This is a genomic window from Terrabacter sp. P5_B1 (genome assembly GCF_056400505.1).
Genome location: NZ_JBFULD010000040.1, coordinates 1 through 18,155, shown reverse-complemented (window position 1 = coordinate 18,155; position 18,155 = coordinate 1). Strand labels below are relative to the sequence as shown.

Sequence of the window (18,155 nt, the reverse complement as noted above, 5' to 3'; positions counted from 1 at the left end):
CGGCCGAGCAGGTCGKGTTTCCCGTCGCCGGTGAAGKCGCCGGGAGAGAAGACGGTGTTGAACATGTTCCAGCCGGCGCCGATCTGCACGCCGCCACCGGTGAACCCGCCGGCGCCGTTGCCGCGGTAGAGGAAGAGCGCCCCGGACGGGGTTCGGGCGACCAGGTCTGCCTTTCCGTCACCGGTGAAGTCGCCAGGGGAGAACACCGTGTTGAACATGTTCCAGCTGAGCCCGATCTGTGACCCGCCGGTGACGTAGCCGGCGCCGTTCCCTCGGTAGAACCGCAGGCTGCCCGTCGAGGTGACCGCAAGGACGTCAGCGATCCCGTCGGCGTCGAAGCCGTGGACGCCGCCCCCGCTCGGGGGTGCCCCGGAGCCGAACGCCTTGAGCATGGCCCGCCAGGTGGGTGGGTCCATGACCCCGGTCGCAGCGACCTGGTGCGCACTCTGCCATCCGGTCAGCGCGGCCTTGGTCTGGCTGTTGAACCCTGCCGTGGCGCTCACGTTGAGGGCGGTCTGGACGGCGGCCACGACCGGGCCGCTCGAGCCGTACCGAAGGTCCATCCCGGAGTTCGTGACCAAGGTCGTCAGCAGGGCGCTCGAGCCGGAGGGCGCCGCCACGGTCGGGTAGCTCCGGCACTGGTTCGGGTTGAAGCCGGCGTACCGCGGCGCCCAGTTCAGGTCCGGGACACGGCAGGGCCCGAAGTCCTGAGCCGCAACCGTCTTGGTCCAGTACGAGGTGCGGCCCATCGCCCCTTCCCACGACATGCTGATGTGGATGTGGTTGCGGTGGCAGTTCGTGTCCGAGCTGGTCGCCGGCGTCGAGGCGCAGTTCAGGTAGGGGCGCCACCCCTCCGAGGCGCGGTAGGTCGCCCAGATCTTGTTGTTCCAGATGACGTACATGACCCCGAGGCGGCGCGCGTTCGCGAACGCATTGCCGGCCGCGTCCGGCGCCGTCAGCCAGGACAGGAAGGCGGACGCCTGCGCGCTCTGGGTGGCGTCCCGCACGGTGAGGAAGAAGTCGATGGCGCGCCCGTCGAAGTGTTCGCTGGTCGAGGCCGGTCCTGGCGCGCAGGTCTCGACCGTGCTGTAGTACGAGCCGTACGTCGCCTTGAGCAGATCGCCGAGCCGGACGGTGCCCGGCTTGGCGACCGGGTCGCAGTCGTTGGACGGCACGTACGCGGCAGGCCGTTCGATCCCGGCAGGCATCCCGGCGGGCACAGGAGGGACGACCACTGCCGCAGCCGTTGGCAGGGCGGTCCCGGTGGCGGGCAGCGTCGCGGCGGCCGCTGGCGTCCCTGCGGCGGCGAGGGTGGTGGCAACGGTGATCGCGAGCATCGCCGACGCGAGCCTGCGTGGCCCGGCGCGACGGGTCTGGGTGTGGTCTGGCATCTCGGGCTCGTCTCGTCACAGCGGGCAGCAGCGCGGCGATATCGGGCGCGGTGCGGGGATGCGGACAATGGTGACATTTGAGACGTACTTGCGCGCGCGGAAAGTTTCAGATGGCCCGCACGGTCTCCCGCCGGGCTGCCAATGCTTCGGCGCGGTGACGCTCACCCGGACGGTATCGGCGCTTTGTCATCCTCCACGAGTGATGTCCCGAGCCCCGTGCCGAGAGCACGGTCGACCCACGCGTCGTCCGAGAATCGCTCGCACGACGGTGAATCGATGAGGAGAGCTGCCTTGGCAACTGAAACCCCGTCACGTCCTGGCGTGCAGGTCGGGTCGACCAGTGAGTTCAGCCTGTTCTTCCACGTGAAACCGGGGCACGGACCGGCGCTGCGCGAAGCGCTCGAGGCGTTGCAGGCGGCCCCCGGCTACCGGCCGGGCGACTACGAGATGCCGATCGAGGTCATCCACGAAGCCCGGTTCGTGCCCTTCGACGAGGACACCCGGCTCCTCTTCGCCACCAGCTTCGACGGCCCGTGGGACTCCTACATGGTGGACTTCGCCTCGAAGCCGCTCCAGCTCTTCGACTCGATCTTCCGGCACGTCGTGGGATATGAGGGCCTGCCCGACCTGGCAGCCGTCAAGGAGTTCATCCTCAGCGCTCAGACCACCGCCGGCGGCTATGCCCGGAACTACCCGGGCACGGTGAAGGAGATCCGCAAGGCCGAGCGGGTCAACGACGCCTTCCAGAAGGTGCTGGACGACCCCGCCGCAGCGGACGCACTGCAGCATCCGGCCCTGAAACCGTTGCTCGACGAGGCTGCGGACTGACCCGGTCGCGCCCACCATTCCCTGAGGTAGCCACGTGTCCGATCACATCTCCGGCCCCCGAGCGCTGGCGGAGCCGGTCGCCGACATCACGGACGTCTATGCCTTTCCCAGCCCGGAGCACCCGGGGCACTTGGTGATGGTCATGAACACGATGCCGTTCGCCCAACCCTCCGACGCGTTCTCGGAAGGGCTCGTCTACCGCTTCCGGGTCCGTGCCCTGAGCCTCGCGGACGGATCCGGCCGCCGGCTGTTCGACGTCGCGACCGAGGAGCTCGCCCTCGACTGTGTCTTCTCCGAGCCGTCGGTGGACGGCGACGCCGCGAGCCAGTCGGGATCGTGCACCGTCTCCTCGGGGGGTGAGGTCTCGTTCCGGGTCAACGATCCGGAGGGCGGCACGCGCGATGGTCTCCGGGTGTTCGCCGGCGTCCGGTGGGACCCCTTCATCATGGACGCCCCCGCGGCGCTCAAGACGATCGCCACCGGACAGCTCGCGTTCACCGAGCAGGGGGCGATCTATCTCGACGGCAAGAGCGTGCTCGGCCTCGTCGTCGAGATCGACTGTGCGTCGGTCCTGGGTGCCGACGTGGAGCTCGTCGGAGTCGTCGCCGAGACCCTCACCCGCGGCCGGCACAACGTGCGGATCGAGCGCGTCGGGCGGCCAGAGGTGAAGAACATGATGCTGGCGCCCAAACAGTTCGACCCGGTCAACCGCGACCTCGAGATTCGGGACCTCTACAACATGGAGGACGCGTTCCACCTCGCCGAGGGCTACCAAGGCGCCTACCGAGCGCGGTTGGATGCCAACCTCGCGTTCTGGGACGGCTTGGACGGCAAGACCGACTGGCCCCTGGACGAGGCGGGAGTGCACCCGCTCACCGAGGTCGTCCTCGACGACTTCCTGGTCGTCGACGTCCGCAAGCCGTACGCCGAACGCGGGTCCTTCTTCGAGATCGAGCATGCCGTGCTTCGAGGCCGTCCACATCAGACGTGCGGGGGCCGGGCCCTGAACGACGACGTGATGGACACGATCTTCACGCTGCTCGTCAACGCAGGAAAGGGGCCGACGATCCGCGACGGCGTGGACGCCGCCACGCGGCCCGCCACCCCCTCCTTCCCCTACCTCGCGGAGCCGAGCCCGGACCCGCCCCACCTCCCCGAGCACCACTGAGGATCTCCGTGGCCTCCTTGACCGACCCGACAGCTCCTTCGCCGCTCGAGCTCGACGACATCCAGGCGGGTGCGTTGCACGAACGGCCTTCTCCCTATGTCGGCGCGTATCTTCTCCTTCGTATCGACGACCGCCGGGACGGTCGAGAGCTCGTCCGCAGGCTGCTGCCCCTACTCGACCCAGAACGTTCCAGGACCGGGCAGGTGCCGGACGCGTGGCTGAGCGTCGCCTTCACCTACCGGGGTCTCGAAGCCCTCGGGGTGCCGCAGGAGTCGCTGGACAGCTTCGCGCCCGAGTTCCGCCAGGGTATGGCCGCCCGCGCCGCCGAGCTGGGGGACGTCGGCGCCAGCGCGCCGGAGCACTGGGAGCAGCCTCTGGGAAGCCCCGACGTCCACGTCGCCCTGTCCGTGCTGTCCCCGGATGCGGAACGCCTCGAGGCCGTTGCCGAGCGCGCTAGGCGGGTTCAGGCTGAGATCCCCGGCGTCCACCTGATCTGGCGCCAGGACTGCTACCAGCTGCCCACCGGCCGCACGTCGTTCGGGTTCAAGGACGGGATCGGCCAGCCGGCTGTCGAGGGGAGCGGGCACCCGAACTCCAACCCTCGGGAGGCACCGATCAGAGCGGGGGAGTTCATCCTCGGCTACCCCGACGAGACCGGGGGACTGCCGCCGATGCCGTCGCCGGAGGTTCTCGGCCGCAACGGCACCTACATCGTCTTCCGCAAGCTGCACACGCGCGTGGCCGCATACCGCAGCTACCTGCGTGAGAGGGCCGCCAACCGCGAGGAGGAGGCGCTGCTCGGAGCGAAGATGGTGGGACGTTGGCAGAGCGGGGCACCCTTGACCCTCAGCCCAGACCAGGACGACCCCGGGTTGGGTGCCGACCCCCAGCGCAACAACGCCTTTCTCTACGACTCGGACCTTCGCGGGTTCAAGTGCCCGGCAGGGGCGCACGCGCGTCGGGCGAATCCCAGGGACGCGCTGGCGCACGAGCTCAGCACCGACGTTCGGCTGCACCGGATGATCCGTCGCGGCACGAGCTACGGCCCGATGCTGCCCGACGGAGTGCTCGAAGACGACGGTGTGGACCGCGGCATCATCTTCGTCTTCGTCGGCTCCCACCTCAAGCGCCAGTTCGAGTTCGTCAAGACCCAGTGGCTCAACGACGGCATCTTCATCGGGGCGCCGGCCGAGAAGGACCCGTTGGTCGGGGCTGCCGACGGCGGGACGTTCACCATTCCGCAGCAACCGATCCGGCGCAGACTGCACGACCTGCCTCCGTTCGTCGTGACGCGCGGCGGCGAGTACTGCTTCGCGCCGGGGCTGCGTGCCCTCCGTTGGCTGTCGGAGCTGACCACGTGAGTGCGCGGCACGACCGAAGGAGACGGCATGACAGACCAGACCGGCACCGAACGCTGGCAGGCGCTGGACTTTGCGCCACCGGCAGCCGACGCGGTCGAGCCCGACCAGCCGGTGCTCCTCGACTACGGCGCGGACGACCACGTCGCGGTCGTCACCCTCAACCGGCCGCACGCGGACAACGCCATCTCGACCGAGATGGGTGTTCGCCTGACCGAGATCCTCGAGTCGATTGCGGTGCTTCCGGTCGTGCGCGTCGTGGTGGTCACCGGCGCTGGAGACCGTGCCTTCTCGGTCGGCAGCGACCTGCGCCAACGCAAGAGCATGACGAAAAAGGAGTGGCTGCGGCAGCGGCAGGCCTTCGACCGCACCCTCTACACGCTGCGGCAGATGCGCAAGCCGGTCATCGCCGCGGTGAACGGCATCGCCTACGGCGGCGGGTCCGAGATCGCCCAGAGCGCCGACTTCATCATCGCCTCGTCCAACGCCACCTTCGGGCAGCCCGAGTCGATGATCGGCCTCTCGGCGGGGGGCGGATCACCCGTCCTGCTCCCGCGTCTGCTGCCGCCTGGCCGGGCCATGCAGATGCTGCTCACCGGCGATCCCATCACCGCCCAGGAGGCCTACCGGCTCGGCATGGTCACCGAGGTGCACGACCCCGCCGACCTGATGACCGCGGTGCTCCGGATCGCCGACAAGATCGCCAGCAACTCGCCCACCGCCGTGCAGGCCGTCAAGCGTGCCGTTCAGCTGGGCCTGGGGCAGCCCACCGAGCAGGCGATCGCCATCATGATGGAGGCGCACTGGCGCTCGGCGGTGCACCCGGACCGGGTCGAGGGCATCGGCGCGTTCAACGACGGCCGAGACCCCACTTTTCGAGATTCCGACTACTGAGGCGTGCCCATCGCCCAGCAGGCCCACCGAGCACGAGGAGAGCGACCATGACCGTTGCGGACGACGTTGCGGACCAGCTCAGACAAGCACGCGCCGACCTGATCATGATCAACCCGGCGCCGTTCAACGCCGAGGCGCCACCCGGGGCACTGACCGCGGATCTCACACCGACCGAGCTGCACTACGTGCGCAGCAACTTCTCGCTGCCAACACATGACGGGCTGCTGCACGTCGGCGGTGCCGTCGAGAACCCGACCACCCTGACGCTCGACGACCTGCAGGCCCTGCCGGCGGTGAGCCGTGCCGTGACCCTGGAGTGCGCCGGGAACGGTCGTCTCGACACCAGGCCGCTTCCGGTCGGTGAGCCGTGGGGCGGGTATGCCGTGTCCACCGCCATGTGGACGGGTGCCCGCCTGAGCGACGTGATCTCCCAGGCAGCCCCCCACGCGGCCGGGGTCGAGCTCCGTTGTGAGGGCGCCGACTCCGGCACCTACCACCTCACTCCCGTCCTGCCGGACACTCCGYCCCCCCTGACGTTCGTACGGTCCCTCACCCTGGAGCACGCCATCGACCGGGCGGCCGACATCCTGATCGCCTACGCGATGAACGACGAGCCGTTGACACCCGACCACGGAGCGCCGTTCCGGCTGGTGGTGCCGGGCCGGTACGCGGTGGCTTCGGTGAAGTGGCTCACCCGGCTCGATGTCCTCACCGAGCCCTTCTCCGGCGAGTTCCAGACCGGGCACTACATGKACCAGTGGCCCGACCGCGATCCCGAGCCCGTCGCCCACATGCTCGTCCGGGCGCGCGTCACCGATCCCGAGCCAGGCACCGCGTTGGCACCGGGCACGCACACGATCCGTGGGAAGGCCTGGTCCGGCAACGGCCCGGTGACCCAGGTGGACCTGAGCTTCACCGGGGGCGGCGAGTGGGTCCCGGCGGACCTCCAGCCGCCCACAGGACCACATCAGTGGCAGGACTGGTCGTTCGAGTGGACCTGTGGCCCCGGCCGACACAGCATCCTTGCCCGCGCCACCGACGCCGCCGGCCAGGTGCAGCCCGAAGTGCCGCCCTGGAACCGACTCGGGTACGGGAACAACGCGATCGAGGTCGCCTCCGTCGATGTGCGGTGAGAGCGCGGCCCCCGGCCTCGAACCACCGAGGGTGCGAGCGCGTGGGAGTCTGCTCGGGTGAGCCGAGACGAGGAGCTCGTCATCAGTGCGATGGCGATCAACGTGACCATCCCGGAGGCGCTCCGGTGGACCGACACGCGCCGTGGCCAGACCTTTCGGCTCGACACCCTCAACGTCCGGATGCTGCCGAACGGCCACCTCGCCGCCAAGGCCTACGGCCGCCCCGTCGAGGCTGGCCGCGGTGCCTACGTGTCCTTCACGGTGCCCGACCGGCCCGATCTCGCGAGGCTCATCGATGCCGCCGCCGACCGGGCGGGGGCGATGTGGGCCGCCCATCAGGGTCTCCAGTGAGCGGTCTGCTCCCGAGGCCACCCGAGCCACGCGGTCAGGCGGCGCCGAGGGCCTCGGGCAGGGGCTCGGCGTGCACGATGGTCAGCTCCGACACGGCGCGGGTCAGCACGACGTAGAGCCGCCGCAGCCCGGTGCGCTCGTCGGGCTCGGCCGCCGCGATCGCAGCGGGCTCGACGACGACGGTCCGGTCGAACTCGAGGCCCTTGGCGACGCTCGCCGGAACCACCTCGACCTGGTGGTCCTCGTCGTCCCCGTGGTCGCGGTCGAGCCGCCCGTGTGCAACGCCAGCCGCCGCGAGCGACGCCGACATCGTGTAGACGTCCCGGTCCGGGACGATGACACCGACCGAGCCGGGCTCCGCAGCGGCGCGTGCGACAGCGGCCACCACCTCGGCCGCCAGCCCATCCGCCCCGGCCGGCCGGATGTCGAGGCGCCCGGGGTTGTCACGCACCGACACCGGCGCACCCAGCCCCGGCGCCATCAGGGGCAGCAGACGCGCGGCGTACTCGATGACGACGGCGGGCACGCGGAAGCCGCGGTCGAGCACGACGAGGTCGTGGTCGTTCTTGCCGAGGTGACGCATCGCCTCCGCCCAGGACGCCGTGGCCCACGGCGTCGTGCCCTGGGCGAGGTCGCCGAGCACCGTCACCGACCCGGTCGAGCAGCGTCGTCCGACGGCGCGCAACTGCATGGGGGAGAGGTCCTGGGCCTCGTCGAGCACGACGTGGCCAAGGCTCGGCTCGCGCCGCAGCAGGTCCTCGATCTCGTCGAGCAGGGCCATGTCGGCGCGCGACCAGCGAGCCGCACCCTTGGTGCGAGCGGGCTTGTCCCACAAGAGGACCGACTGTTCCTCGGCGGTGAGGTCGTCACCGGCGGCGATCCTCAGGGCGTCGGCGTCGGACCACAGCCGGTGCAGCACCGATTGCGCGTCGAGCGCCGGCCACACCGACGCGACGTACTTCTTCACGGCTGCGGACCTCGCGACGGCGTCCTGAACGCGGTCGTCCGGGGCGTCGCCGGCACGCTCCATCTCGAGGAGGATGTGGTGCGCGAGCCGCTGGGGGAGCAGGTCGCGTGCGGCGGAGTAGCGCACCCCGCGGGCAGCCAGCTCCTCGACGATCTCGGCCACCTCGTATGCCGGCACGCGCCACTTGCGCACGCCGCGCGGCACCACGAGCGCCTCCGTCGGGGGCTGCAGCCTCGACCAGACGGCCCGGCGGAGCACCATGGCGAGCCGGGCGTCGCCCTTGAGGGTGGCGACGGCGACCGGCTCCTCGGCGCGGACAGCGCCGTGGTCGAGGAGGGACTCGATGGTCGCGTGCCCGACCCGCACCTCGCCGAGCGAGGGCAGGACGGCGCCGATGTGGTCGAGGAAGGCGCGGTTGGGGCCCACGACGAGCACGCCGGAGCGGTCGAGGCGCTCGCGGAAGGAGTAGAGCAGCCACGCAGCACGGTGCAGGCCGACCGCCGTCTTGCCGGTGCCCGGTGCCCCCTGGACGCAGACGCTGACGGCGACGTCGCTGCGGACGATCTCGTCCTGCTCCGGCTGGATCGTCGAGACGATGTCACGCATCGGGCCGGTGCGGGGCCGCTCGATCTCGGCGGCGAGGATCGAGCCCGCCGACCCGTCCGGCTGCGCCGGCTCACGCAGGTGCTCGTCCTCGAACGCCGTGAGGCGCCCGCGGTCGACGCCGAACCGGCGCCGCAGCACGACGTCCATCGGCTCGAGCGGCGACGCCCGGTAGAAGGCGGTCGAGATCGGGGCTCTCCAGTCCACGACGACGGGGTCGCCCGCCTCGTCGGAGACGTGGCGCCGTCCGATGTGGAACTGCTCGGCCGGTCCGTCTGCGGGGTCGACGTCGATGCGGCCGAAGAAGAGCGTCGTGCGCGGGTCGTCCTGGAGCGACGCGATGCGCCGCGCGAGCACCCAGCCGAGCACCTCGCCCGAGATCGCGTCACTCGCCTTCGACGCGTCGAGGGACTCGGCCAGCCGGCGCATCCGGGACAGCTGCTCGCGCGCGTCGTCGAGGTACGCCTGCTCCCGTGCCAGCTCGTCGGCGAGCCCATGTTCCGGTGCCGCGGCGGCGGGGCCGGCGCTCGGGGACGGGGGCATGACGAAGCCGCCTTTCGTGGCCGGGGGTGCGAGGGGGAGGCGCGAGCCTACACCCCGGATCGCCTCGACCGCCGTGACGATTCCGCGATCAGCTGGCCGCCCGGCTAGACTCGTGCGGCAACTCCCCGAGTCAATGAACGTCCGGGGCTCAGGCGTGCCCAGTGGCACCCGAACGGGCCGGCCGGCATACGAAAGTGGTTTGTGACGATGGCTTCGACCAACGACCTCAAGAACGGCATGGTGCTCAACATCGAGGGACAGCTCTGGTCCGTCGTCGAGTTCCAGCACGTGAAGCCCGGCAAGGGCCCGGCCTTCGTGCGCACCAAGCTCAAGGCGGTCCTGTCCGGCAAGGTCGTGGACAAGACGTTCAACGCCGGCACCAAGGTCGAGACGAGCAACGTCGACAAGCGCACGATGCAGTACCTCTACAAGGACGGCACCGACTTCGTCTTCATGGACACCGACACCTACGACCAGATCCAGGTGTCCGAGGCCGTCGTCGGCGACGCCGCCAACTACCTCCTCGAGAACCAGAACGCGATCGTCGCCACCAACGAGGGCCTGCCGCTCTACGTCGAGCTGCCCGCGTCGGTCGTCCTCGAGATCACCCACACCGAGCCGGGCCTGCAGGGCGATCGCTCGACCGGTGGCACCAAGCCGGCCACCCTCGAGACCGGCGCCCAGATCAACGTGCCGCTCTTCCTCGAGTCCGGCACCCGCGTCAAGGTCGACACCCGCGACGGGTCGTACCTCGGCCGCGTCAACGACTGAGCGGACGCGAATTCCCTTGGCAGCACGCAGCAAGGCTCGTACCCGGGCCCTCGACATCCTCTTCGAGGCGGACCAGCGCGGCCTCAACGCCGAGACGCTCCTCGACGAGCGACTTGCCGACCGCGAGTCGCGGGCGGCGAACAACCCCTACACCTCCGAGCTCGTGCGCGGGGTGGTCGGCAAGTGGAACGACATCAACGCGGCGCTGACCGACTACAGCCAGGGCTGGACGCTCGAGCGGATGCCCGCCGTCGACCGCGCGATTCTGAGGCTCGGCGCGTGGGAGGTCCTCTGGAACGACGAGATCCCCGACGGGGTCGCGATCTCAGAGGCCGTAGCCCTTGCCACCGACCTGTCGACCGACGAGTCGCCGGCCTTCGTCAACGGTCTGCTCGCGCGCCTGGCCGAGGTCAAGGCGACCATCGTCTGAACACTCGGGAGCGCATGGCCGAGGAACGGACCGGTGTCAGGGGGTCGGCGCCCCCGCGTTAGACTCCCTCGCGGAACATCCTTTAACCACCGTCCTGTGAGGCGGGGAAGGAGGTCCGGCGGCGATGGCTTGCCCTGACCTGAGTGCACCAGACCATTCACCGACAGATCGCTCGAGCATCCCCGACGACGCTCGCGACGTCATGACAGAGGGCGACATCTCCCGGGCGCTCCGGCGCATCGGTCACGAGATCCTCGAGCGCAACAAGGGCAGCGAGGGGCTCGTCCTCCTCGGCATCCCCTCGCGCGGGGTCCCGCTGGCCCGCCGACTCGCTGCCGCCATCGAGCAGGTCGAGGGGTCTCCGATCCCCGTCGGAGAGCTCGACATCACGCTGCACCGCGACGACCTGCGCCGCAACCCGGTGCGCACCGCGCACCGCTCGCGCATCCCGGCCGGTGGCATCGACGACCAGGTGGTCGTCCTCGTCGACGACGTCCTCTACTCCGGCCGCACGATCCGAGCCGCCCTCGACGCGCTGTCCGAGCTCGGCCGGCCCCGCGCCGTGCGCCTCGCGGTCCTCGTCGATCGCGGCCACCGCGAGCTGCCGATCCGCGCCGACCACGTCGGCAAGAACCTCCCCACCTCGCGGGACGAGCGGGTGCACGTCCGCGTCGCCGAGGTCGACGGCCTCGACGTCGTCCGCATCAGCGGGGGTGACGCCCGATGACCAAGCACCTCATCTCCTCGGCCGACCTCAGCCGCGCCGAGGTCGAGGACATCCTCGAGACCGCGTCGTCGATGCACGACCTCCAGCGCCGCGAGGTCAAGAAGGTGCCGACGCTGCGCGGCCGCACCGTCATCAACTTCTTCTTCGAGGACTCGACGCGCACCCGCAGCTCCTTCGAGATCGCGGGCAAGTGGATGTCGGCCGACACCATCAACCTCTCGGCCAAGGGCTCCTCGACGAGCAAGGGCGAGAGCCTGCGCGACACCGCCATGACCGTCGACGCGATGGCGGTCGACGCCCTCGTCATCCGTCACCACGCCTCCGGCGCCTGCCACCAGGTCGCGCAGTGGGTGCGGTGCAGCGTCATCAACGCGGGGGACGGCACCCACGAGCACCCGACGCAGGCCCTGCTCGACGCCTACACCCTGCGCACCCGCCTCGGTGAGCTCGACGGCAAGCACGTCGTCATCGTCGGCGACCTGACCCACTCGCGAGTCTTCCGCAGCAACGTCATCACCCTCAAGACGCTCGGTGCGCGCGTCACGGTCGTCGCCCCACCCACCCTGATGCCCAGCGGCATCGCGGCGTGGAGCGYGGCCGACGGGTTCGCGACGAGCTGGGACCTCGACCCCGTCCTCGACGGCGACAGCGAGCACGGTCCCGTCGACGCCGTCATGATGCTCCGCGTCCAGCGCGAACGGATGAGCGGCGGGTTCTTCCCGACAGCCCGCGAGTACACCGTCGGCTACGGCCTGACCCGCGACCGGCTCGAGCGGCTCGTCGCCCGCAACCCCGACGTGCTCGTGCTCCACCCCGGCCCGATGAACCGGGGGCTCGAGATCGCCCCCGAGGCGGCCGACTCGCCGCAGTCGGTCGTCCTCGACCAGGTCTCCGCCGGTGTCGCCGTCCGGATGGCCGTGCTCTACCACCTGCTCGCGGGCGACGACACGCCCCCGGTCGCCGCCGGAGCCGTCCCCGCCACCGAAGGAGCCGTCCGATGACCCGCCTCGTGATCCGCGGCGCCCGCCTCCTCGGCACCGAGTCGGCCGACCTGCTCGTCGAGGACGGCGTCATCACCGAGGTCGGCTCGGTGTCCGCGCCGGCCGACGCCGAGGTGCTCGACGCCGACGGCCTCGTGGCCCTCCCCGGCCTCGTCGACCTCCACGTGCACCTGCGAGAGCCGGGCCGCGAGGACGCCGAGACCATCGCCACCGGGTCCGCGGCCGCGGCAGCCGGCGGCTTCACCGCCGTCTTCGCCATGGCCAACACGAGCCCCGTGACGGACACCGCCGAAGCTGCCGAACGCGTCCTCGACCTCGGGCGCGCGTGCGGCCTCACCGAGGTGGTCCCCGTCGGTGCCGTGACGAAGGGACTGGAGGGCGCCGAGCTCGCCGAGCTCGGCCTCATGGCCCGGTCGCGGGCGAAGGTGCGCGTCTTCAGCGACGACGGTCACTGCGTCCACGACGCGCGCATCATGCGGCGCGCGCTCGAGTACGTCAAACCCTTCGACGGCGTCATCAGCCAGCACGCGCAGGACCCGCGCCTCGCCGGCCGCGAGGCCTGCTGCCACGAGGGCGAGGTGTCCGGTCGTCTCGGGCTGCCCGGCTGGCCGGGCATCGCCGAGGAGTCGATCGTCGCGCGCGACGTCATGCTCGCGCGGCACACCGGCTCGCGGGTCCACGTCGCCCACGTCTCCACCGCGGGCACCGTCGAGGTCATCCGGTGGGCCAAGGCCCAGGGCATCGCGGTCACCGCTGAGGTCACGCCGCACCACCTGGCGCTGACCACCGACCTGCTCGTCGGATACGACCCCGTCTTCAAGGTCAACCCGCCGCTGCGGCCCACGGAGGACGTCGAGGCGCTGCGCGCGGCCCTGGCGGACGGCACCATCGACGCCGTCGCCACCGACCACGCGCCACACGCGCGCCACGACAAGGAGCACGCCTTCGTCGACGCGGCGTTCGGCATGCTCGGCCTCGAGACGGCCCTGTCGGTCGTCAGCGACGTCATGGTCCGGTCGGGCCTGCTCAGCTGGGCCGACGTCGCCCGGGTCATGTCGAGCGCCCCGGCCCGCATCGGTGGACTCGCCCACCAGGGAAGGGAGCTCGCCGTCGGCAGTCCCGCCCACATCACCCTCGTCGACCCCGGTCGCGAGGTCACGGTCGACGCCGCAGCGAGCCGCAGTCGCTCGCGCAACAACCCGTGGCACGGGCGCACCCTGCAGGGAGCCGTCCTCGCGACGGTCCACTCCGGACGCGTCACCCACGACCTCCGCAATGGGGCGGACACCCCACGAGAACTGACGAACGCAACGACCACGGGAGCTGACCTGTGACCACCCAGACACCGCTGACCGTGCCGAGCCGCGACAGCCGGCCCCGACGCGCGCGAGTGGGGGCGACCCTCGTTCTCGAGGACGGCCGCACGTTCCGGGGGGCGTCCTACGGCGCCCTCGGCGAGACCGTCGGGGAGGCGGTCTTCTCGACCGGCATGACCGGATACCAGGAGACCCTCACCGACCCGAGCTACCACCGCCAGGTCATCGTCATGACCTCGCCGCACGTCGGCAACACCGGCGTCAACACCGAGGACGACGAGAGCACCCGCATCTGGGTGGCCGGCTACGTCGTGCGCGACCCCGCGATCCGCTCCTCGAACTGGCGCGCCACCCGTGAGCTCGAGGACGAGCTCGTCGACCAGGGCGTCGTCGGGATCTGCGACCTCGACACGCGGGCGCTGACCCGCCACCTGCGCGAGCGCGGAGCGATGCGGGTCGGCATCTTCAGCGGCGACGCCGCCGACCGTCCCGACGCCGAGCTGCTCGAGGCGGTGCGCACGAGCCCGCAGATGGCCGGGGCCGCCCTGGCCGCGGAGGTCACGACGGCCGAGCCGTATGCCGTCCCACCCGTCGGCGAGAAGCGCTTCACCGTCGCCGCCATCGACCTCGGCATCAAGGCGATGACGCCCGCGCTCATGGCCCGGCGCGGCATCGAGGTGCACGTCCTGCCCGCCACCGCGACGATCGACGACGTCCTCGCGGTGGGGCAGTCCGGCCCGGACGGGGTCTTCTTCTCCAACGGCCCCGGCGACCCGTCGACCGCCGAGCACGAGGTGGCACTGCTGCGCGAGGTCCTCGACCGCGGCATCCCCTTCTTCGGCATCTGCTTCGGCAACCAGCTCCTCGGCCGCGCCCTCGGCTTCGGCACGTACAAGCTGAAGTACGGCCACCGCGGCATCAACCAGCCGGTCATGGACCGCACGACGGGCAAGGTCGAGGTCACCGCGCACAACCACGGCTTCGCCGTCGATGCCCCCCTCGACCAGAACAGCGACACGGCATACGGCCGCGTGCGCGTCTCACACGTGTGCCTCAACGACGACGTCGTCGAAGGACTGGAATGCCTTGACCTGCCTGCCTACTCGGTGCAGTACCACCCGGAGGCGGCAGCCGGCCCGCACGACGCGGCCTATCTCTTCGACCGCTTCGTGGAGCTCATGACGACCAGACAGACCGACCACCAGAAGCAGGGAGCGAGCGCCTGATGCCCAAGCGCGACGACATCAMGAGCGTCCTCRTCATCGGGKCCGGMCCGATCGTSATCGGCCAGGCCTGCGAGTTCGACTACTCCGGCACCCAGGCGTGCCGGGTGCTGCGCGAGGAGGGCATCCGCGTCATCCTCGTCAACAGCAACCCGGCCACGATCATGACCGACCCCGAGTTCGCCGACGCGACCTACGTCGAGCCGATCACCCCCGAGGTCGTGGAGGCGATCATCGCCAAGGAGCGCCCCGACGCGGTGCTCGCGACGCTCGGTGGCCAGACGGCTCTCAACTGCGCGATCGCCTTGCACGACAACGGAGTTCTCGAGAAGTACGGCTGCCCGCTCATCGGCGCGAACGTCGACGCGATCAACCTCGGCGAGGACCGCGAGAAGTTCAAGGGCGTCGTCGAGCGCTGCGGCGCCGAGTCGGCCCGCTCGATCATCTGCCACACGATGGACGAGCTTCTCGCTGCGGCAGAGGACCTCAGCTACCCCGTCGTCGTCCGGCCGTCCTTCACCATGGGTGGCCTCGGGTCGGGCTTCGCCTACGACGAGGCGGACCTGCGCCGCATCGGCGGCCAGGGCCTGCAGTACTCCCCGACGACGGAGGTGCTCCTCGAGGAGTCGATCCTCGGCTGGAAGGAGTACGAGCTCGAGGTCATGCGCGACCACGCCGACAACGTCGTCGTCGTCTGCTCCATCGAGAACCTCGACCCCATGGGCGTGCACACGGGCGACTCCATCACCGTCGCTCCGGCGCTGACGCTGACCGACCGTGAGTACCAGCGGCTCCGGGACATCGGCATCGCCATCATCCGCGAGGTCGGCGTCGACACCGGCGGGTGCAACATCCAGTTCGCCGTCAACCCGCGCGACGGGCGCATCATCGTCATCGAGATGAACCCCCGCGTCTCGCGGTCGTCGGCCCTGGCCTCCAAGGCGACCGGCTTCCCGATCGCCAAGATCGCCGCGAAGATGGCCATCGGCTACACGCTCGACGAGGTGCCCAACGACATCACGCGCGAGACGCCGGCGAGCTTCGAGCCGTCGCTCGACTACGTCGTCGTCAAGGTGCCGCGCTTCGCCTTCGAGAAGTTCCCGGCCGCCGACCCGACGCTGACGACGACGATGAAGTCGGTCGGCGAAGCCATGGCGATCGGGCGCAACTTCACCGAGGCGCTGCAGAAGGCCCTTCGCTCGCTCGAGAAGCGGGACGCGACCTTCCACTGGGACGGCGAGCTCACCAAGGTCGCGGCCGAGCGTGCGCTCGAAGAGGCCAAGGTCCCCACCGACGGACGAATCGTCTTGGTGCAGCAGGCACTTCGCGGCGGGTGCACGGTGGAGGAGGTGCACGAGGCCACCGGCATCGACCCGTGGTTCCTCGACCAGATCGCCCTCATCAACGACGTCGCGGCGATGCTCGCCGACGCCGACCAGCTGACCCCCGACCTGCTCCGGCTCGTCAAGCGCCACGGCTTCAGCGACGCGCAGGTCGCCTCCATCCGGCGTATGCCGGAGGCCGTGGTCCGTGGCGTGCGCCACGCCCTCGGGGTGCGCCCGGTCTACAAGACCGTCGACACGTGCGCTGCCGAGTTCGCAGCCACGACGCCGTACCACTACAGCTCCTACGACGAGGAGACCGAGGTCGAGCCGCGCGAGCGCCCGGCCGTCATCATCCTCGGCTCGGGCCCGAACCGCATCGGACAGGGCGTCGAGTTCGACTACTCCTGTGTCCACGCGTCGTTCTCCTTGCGCGACAAGGGATTCGACACGGTCATGGTCAACTGCAACCCCGAGACCGTGTCKACCGACTACGACACGAGCAGCCGCCTCTACTTCGAGCCGCTGACGCTCGAGGACGTCCTCGAGGTCATCCACGCCGAGGCCGAGGCGGGCCCGATCGCCGGTGTCATCGTGCAGCTCGGCGGCCAGACGCCGCTCGGCCTGGCGCAGGCCCTCGAGGACGAGGGGGTGCCGATCGTCGGCACGTCCCCGAGCGCCATCCACCTCGCCGAGGACCGCGGTGCCTTCGGCCAGGTGCTCGCGAAGGCGGGCCTGACGGCTCCGAAGCACGGGACGGCATACAGCTCCGACGAGGCGCTCGTCATCGCCCGAGAGATCGGCTACCCCGTCCTCGTGCGCCCGTCCTACGTCCTCGGCGGCCGCGGCATGGTCATCGTCTACGACGACGACTCGCTCGTCACCTACGTCGAGAAGGCCACCGAGGCCTCACCCGACCACCCGATCCTCGTCGACCGCTTCCTCGACGACGCGATCGAGATCGACGTCGACGCCCTCTTCGACGGCGAGGACATGTATCTCGGCGGGATCATGGAGCACGTCGAGGAGGCCGGCATCCACTCGGGCGACAGCTCGTGCACGTTGCCGCCCGCGACGCTCGGGGACGGTGAGCTCGAGCGCGTCCGTGTCGCCACGCGCCGGCTCGCCGAGGGCATCGGCGTCCGTGGCCTCATGAACGTCCAGTTCGCCCTGGCGCAGGACATCCTCTACGTCATCGAGGCCAACCCGCGCGCGTCGCGCACCGTGCCGTTCGTCGCCAAGGCGACGGGAGTGCCGATCGCGAGCGCCGCGGCGCGGGTCATGCTCGGTGCCACGATCAAGGAGCTGCGGGAGGAGGGCATGCTGCCCCCCACCGGAGACGGCGGTCGGATGCCCGACCACGCACCCGTCTCGTGCAAGGAGGCGGTCCTGCCGTTCAAGCGCTTCCGCACCAAGGAGGGCGTCGCGGTCGACTCGCTCCTCGGCCCCGAGATGCGGTCGACCGGCGAGGTCATGGGCATCGACGTCGACTTCGGCTCGGCCTTCTCCAAGGCCCAGCAGGGCGGCGGCTCCGCGCTGCCGCGCTCCGGCGCCATCTTCGTGTCGGTCGCCAACCGCGACAAGCGCGCGATGCTCTTCCCCGTCAAGCGTCTCGTCGACCTCGGCTTCACGATCCTCGCCACGAAGGGCACGGCCGCGGTGCTCAAGCGCAACGGCATCGAGGCCACCCTCGTGCGCAAGATCACCGAGCGCGACGGGGAGGCCCCGGGGGAGAAGTCGATCGTCGACCTCATCCTCGACGGCACGGTGCAGATGGTCGTCAACACGCCGTCGGGACAGGATGCGCGGGCCGACGGCTACGCCATCCGGGCAGCGACGACGAGCGCGGACAAGCCGATCATCACGACCATCGCCACGCTCGCCGCGGCCGTCCTCGGCATCGAGGCCGGACTGACCGAGGAGATCCGCGTCAAGTCCCTCCAGGACCACGCGCTCGACCTCGACCTCTACGGCCGGCGCGAGACCGTCACCGCCACCGCGGGGGTCGGCGCATGAGCGAGCGCGTGCTGCGCGCCCGGGTCACCCAGGAGGTCGCGGAGGTCATCGCGACGCGCCGGGTCGGGGCGTACCAGCACCTCACCCTCGTCGCGCCGGGCATAGCCGAGCTC

Annotated in this window: 15 protein-coding genes; 13 read left to right on the top strand and 2 right to left on the bottom strand. The window is 70.5% G+C overall.

What is annotated here, in order from left to right:
• Positions 1 to 1,391, bottom strand: a 1,391-nt coding sequence (locus tag AC1DP0_RS05080) for a VldE C-terminal domain-containing protein (RefSeq protein ID WP_478082776.1), incomplete at its 3' end; no start/stop codon positions are given.
• 291 nt (positions 1,392 to 1,682) lie between these two features.
• On the opposite strand from AC1DP0_RS05080, the gene AC1DP0_RS05075 reads away from it, so the two are divergent.
• Genes AC1DP0_RS05075 through AC1DP0_RS05050 form a run of 6 tightly spaced genes read left to right on the top strand, consistent with a single transcriptional unit; the run spans position 1,683 to position 7,123 of the window.
• Positions 1,683 to 2,219 (top strand): hypothetical protein, encoded by a 537-nt coding sequence (locus tag AC1DP0_RS05075; RefSeq protein ID WP_478082775.1) that lies wholly within the window; start codon positions 1,683 to 1,685, stop codon positions 2,217 to 2,219.
• A 34-nt stretch (positions 2,220 to 2,253) separates the two neighbouring features.
• Complete coding sequence (locus AC1DP0_RS05070; protein WP_478082774.1) at positions 2,254 to 3,387, top strand: DUF4331 family protein; 1,134 nt, start codon at positions 2,254 to 2,256, stop codon at positions 3,385 to 3,387.
• 8 nt (positions 3,388 to 3,395) lie between these two features.
• Positions 3,396 to 4,748, top strand: coding sequence for a Dyp-type peroxidase (locus tag AC1DP0_RS05065; protein ID WP_478082773.1), 1,353 nt, complete (start codon positions 3,396 to 3,398; stop codon positions 4,746 to 4,748).
• Positions 4,749 to 4,775: 27 nt separating this feature from the next.
• Complete coding sequence (locus tag AC1DP0_RS05060) at positions 4,776 to 5,639, top strand: enoyl-CoA hydratase/isomerase family protein (protein WP_478082772.1); 864 nt, start codon at positions 4,776 to 4,778, stop codon at positions 5,637 to 5,639.
• Between the two features lie 47 nt (positions 5,640 to 5,686).
• Entirely contained in the window at positions 5,687 to 6,772 is a 1,086-nt protein-coding gene (locus AC1DP0_RS05055; protein ID WP_478082771.1) for a sulfite oxidase, read from the top strand.
• Between the two features lie 57 nt (positions 6,773 to 6,829).
• Positions 6,830 to 7,123 (top strand): hypothetical protein, encoded by a 294-nt coding sequence (locus AC1DP0_RS05050; RefSeq protein WP_478082770.1) that lies wholly within the window; start codon positions 6,830 to 6,832, stop codon positions 7,121 to 7,123.
• 34 nt (positions 7,124 to 7,157) lie between these two features.
• On the opposite strand, the gene AC1DP0_RS05045 is transcribed toward AC1DP0_RS05050, so the two are convergent.
• Positions 7,158 to 9,236 carry a HelD family protein gene (locus AC1DP0_RS05045; RefSeq protein ID WP_478082769.1) on the bottom strand — a complete coding sequence of 693 codons (2,079 nt, stop codon included), beginning with the start codon at positions 9,234 to 9,236 and terminating at the stop codon, positions 7,158 to 7,160.
• A gap of 207 nt (positions 9,237 to 9,443) precedes the next feature.
• On the opposite strand from AC1DP0_RS05045, the gene efp reads away from it, so the two are divergent.
• The 7 genes from efp to carB all read left to right on the top strand — a co-directional run bounded on the left by efp (position 9,444) and on the right by carB (position 18,042).
• The gene (gene efp, locus AC1DP0_RS05040; RefSeq protein ID WP_442277979.1) at positions 9,444 to 10,007 is read left to right on the top strand and encodes an elongation factor P; all 564 of its coding nucleotides are present in this window, start codon (positions 9,444 to 9,446) and stop codon (positions 10,005 to 10,007) included.
• A 16-nt stretch (positions 10,008 to 10,023) separates the two neighbouring features.
• Entirely contained in the window at positions 10,024 to 10,437 is a 414-nt protein-coding gene (gene nusB / locus AC1DP0_RS05035; RefSeq protein ID WP_478082768.1) for a transcription antitermination factor NusB, read from the top strand.
• Positions 10,438 to 10,561: 124 nt separating this feature from the next.
• Positions 10,562 to 11,164 (top strand): bifunctional pyr operon transcriptional regulator/uracil phosphoribosyltransferase PyrR, encoded by a 603-nt coding sequence (gene pyrR, locus AC1DP0_RS05030; RefSeq protein ID WP_478082767.1) that lies wholly within the window; start codon positions 10,562 to 10,564, stop codon positions 11,162 to 11,164.
• On the top strand, positions 11,161 to 12,165 hold the full coding sequence (locus AC1DP0_RS05025) for an aspartate carbamoyltransferase catalytic subunit (RefSeq protein WP_478082766.1): 1,005 nt from the start codon (positions 11,161 to 11,163) through the stop codon (positions 12,163 to 12,165). Before pyrR ends, AC1DP0_RS05025 begins: the two co-directional genes overlap by 4 nt.
• The gene (locus tag AC1DP0_RS05020; protein WP_478082765.1) at positions 12,162 to 13,499 is read left to right on the top strand and encodes a dihydroorotase; all 1,338 of its coding nucleotides are present in this window, start codon (positions 12,162 to 12,164) and stop codon (positions 13,497 to 13,499) included. Before AC1DP0_RS05025 ends, AC1DP0_RS05020 begins: the two co-directional genes overlap by 4 nt.
• Positions 13,496 to 14,707, top strand: a complete 1,212-nt coding sequence (gene carA / locus AC1DP0_RS05015) for a glutamine-hydrolyzing carbamoyl-phosphate synthase small subunit (RefSeq protein WP_478082764.1) — start codon at positions 13,496 to 13,498, stop codon at positions 14,705 to 14,707. Before AC1DP0_RS05020 ends, carA begins: the two co-directional genes overlap by 4 nt.
• Positions 14,707 to 18,042, top strand: a complete 3,336-nt coding sequence (gene carB, locus AC1DP0_RS05010) for a carbamoyl-phosphate synthase large subunit (RefSeq protein WP_478082763.1) — start codon at positions 14,707 to 14,709, stop codon at positions 18,040 to 18,042. The genes carA and carB overlap by 1 nt, the downstream gene beginning before the upstream one ends.
• The last annotated feature ends 113 nt before the right edge of the window (positions 18,043 to 18,155 follow it).

What these genes read in the sequence shown, in the direction of transcription:
- AC1DP0_RS05060 (WP_478082772.1), top strand. Translation starts at nt 4,776, where the DNA reads ATGACAGACCAGACCGGCACCGAACGCTGGCAGGCGCTGGACTTTGCG.
- AC1DP0_RS05045 (WP_478082769.1), bottom strand. Translation starts at nt 9,236, where the DNA reads ATGCCCCCGTCCCCGAGCGCCGGCCCCGCCGCCGCGGCACCGGAACAT.
- efp (WP_442277979.1), top strand. Translation starts at nt 9,444, where the DNA reads ATGGCTTCGACCAACGACCTCAAGAACGGCATGGTGCTCAACATCGAG.
- pyrR (WP_478082767.1), top strand. Translation starts at nt 10,562, where the DNA reads ATGGCTTGCCCTGACCTGAGTGCACCAGACCATTCACCGACAGATCGC.
- AC1DP0_RS05020 (WP_478082765.1), top strand. Translation starts at nt 12,162, where the DNA reads ATGACCCGCCTCGTGATCCGCGGCGCCCGCCTCCTCGGCACCGAGTCG.